Annotated in this window: 2 protein-coding genes; one reads left to right on the top strand and one right to left on the bottom strand. The window is 71.3% G+C overall.

From position 1 onward, the window contains the following. Positions 1-465 (bottom strand): SseB family protein (locus ACFU99_RS43190; RefSeq protein WP_384404145.1); only part of this gene is annotated, 465 nt, incomplete at its 3' end. A 268-nt stretch (positions 466-733) separates the two neighbouring features. Here ACFU99_RS43190 and ACFU99_RS43185 point away from each other — a divergent pair. Then, positions 734-1,423 carry a hypothetical protein gene (locus tag ACFU99_RS43185; RefSeq protein WP_384404142.1) on the top strand — a complete coding sequence of 230 codons (690 nt, stop codon included), beginning with the start codon at positions 734-736 and terminating at the stop codon, positions 1,421-1,423. Positions 1,424-1,557: the final 134 nt, after the last annotated feature.

The following is a 1,557-nucleotide window of genomic DNA, read 5'->3' as shown; positions in this document are numbered from 1 at the left end:
CTGGCGTACCGCGCCTTGCTCAAGCATCTGTTGGCCCAGCAACTTGTGGCGCAGGTGGCGTGAAATGAACAACCCTGTAGGAGCGAGTCTTGCCCGCGATGGGTTTTGCCTGATGTCACGGACTTTTGATTCAAGTCCGAGCTGCGGGGGCAGGCCGCGGGCGAACTCGACGGCGGGCGCGACGGTGCAGGCCATCCGGTCGCCGGTGGCCATGCGGAACTGCTGCTCGGAGCTGAACACGGGGACATACGCGCCGCCGTCGATCTCCAGCGTAGGCAGGTCCAGCTCGCGGCTCTGCGGGGAGCCGCCATTGGGCAGCGGGATCCACAGCATGCTGCGGCCGAGCACCTCGACGATGCGCGCCCCGGCGTCCGGCACGCCGAGCGAGGCGGTCAGCACCTCTTCGAGCTCGTTGGCGGGCCAGCCATGGGCCTGGGTGTGTCCGTAACTCTCCGGGATGCTCATTCCGTCCAACCGCCGTCTCGACAAAGCCGCATCCGAACCCTAACGGCTGCATGCCCCACGTTCCTCGGAGACCGCCGAATTCCTTGACGAACACCCAGGTCAGGCGGGGGCGATGGGAATTGGGCGGGGACGCACTCCGGGTAGTCGGCGAGTTGCGGACCGTACCGGCCCTCCGCAGGGTGGTCGGACACCTTGCACGCACCACGAAGGGAAACCCCCTATGCGCATGCCCCGGAACCGGAAGACGTCCCGGAAGACCTCCCGGAAGATGTCCCGGAGGACTGGCGCGGCCGTCTCGTCCGTCGTCTGCGGCGCGCTGGCGTTCGGCACCTGCGGAGCGGCCCTCGCGACCGCGCACGGCGACAGTCCGCACCCGGCGGAGGCAGGAGCCGCCAAGGCCGCGGCCCCGGTCCCGGGCGCGGAAGCGCTGACGGGCCAGACGAAACTGCTGGGCGGCCTGGGCTCGGTGCTCCAGCCGGTGACGGATCTCGTCGACGCGGTGCTGAAGTCGCCGGGCGGCAAGCTCCCGACGCCGGAGGCGGCGAAGCACGCGGAGGCGGTGAAGGAGGCCCTGACCAAGATCACGGCGGCGACGGCGAAGAAACCTGAACTTCCCAAGGCGCCGGAGCTTCCGAAGGTGCCGGAGGCGTCCGCTCCGCCGGTCGACCCGACGAACGCCAAGGCGCCGGAGGCTCCCGCCGCACCGCAGGGCGCGCCGTCGGGCGGTCGGCAGGCCGCTCCCCATCCGGAGCTGGTCGCGAAGGCCGTGACCGACCTCCAGGCCAAGGTCAACGCACTGCTGAAGGCCACCTCGTCCGGCAGCCCGGCCGAGATCGCGACGGCCCTGAAGACCACGCTGACCGCCACGGTGAACGTCGCGACGAGCATCCTTGTCAGCGGCGGCCTCCCCGCCCCGGACCTCCCCGGCCTCCCGAAGACCCCCGGCCTGCCGACGTAGTCCGCGACGCCTGAACCGACAAGCGGTTTTTACGGGCGACGGGCGCCGCGACCCGCGGCGCCGGGCCACCGGGGCCGACGCCCGGCGAAGCCCGGACCGCACCGCCCCGCCGATGCCGACGGCCGGTCACAGGC

The sequence above is a fragment of the Streptomyces sp. NPDC057654 genome (assembly GCF_042800135.1).
Lineage (GTDB): Bacteria > Actinomycetota > Actinomycetes > Streptomycetales > Streptomycetaceae > Streptomyces.
This window is presented reverse-complemented; position numbering and strand designations above follow the sequence as displayed.

Coding starts and splice junctions, on each gene's coding strand:
- ACFU99_RS43185 (WP_384404142.1), top strand. CDS start 734: ATGTCCCGGAGGACTGGCGCGGCCGTCTCGTCCGTCGTCTGCGGCGCG.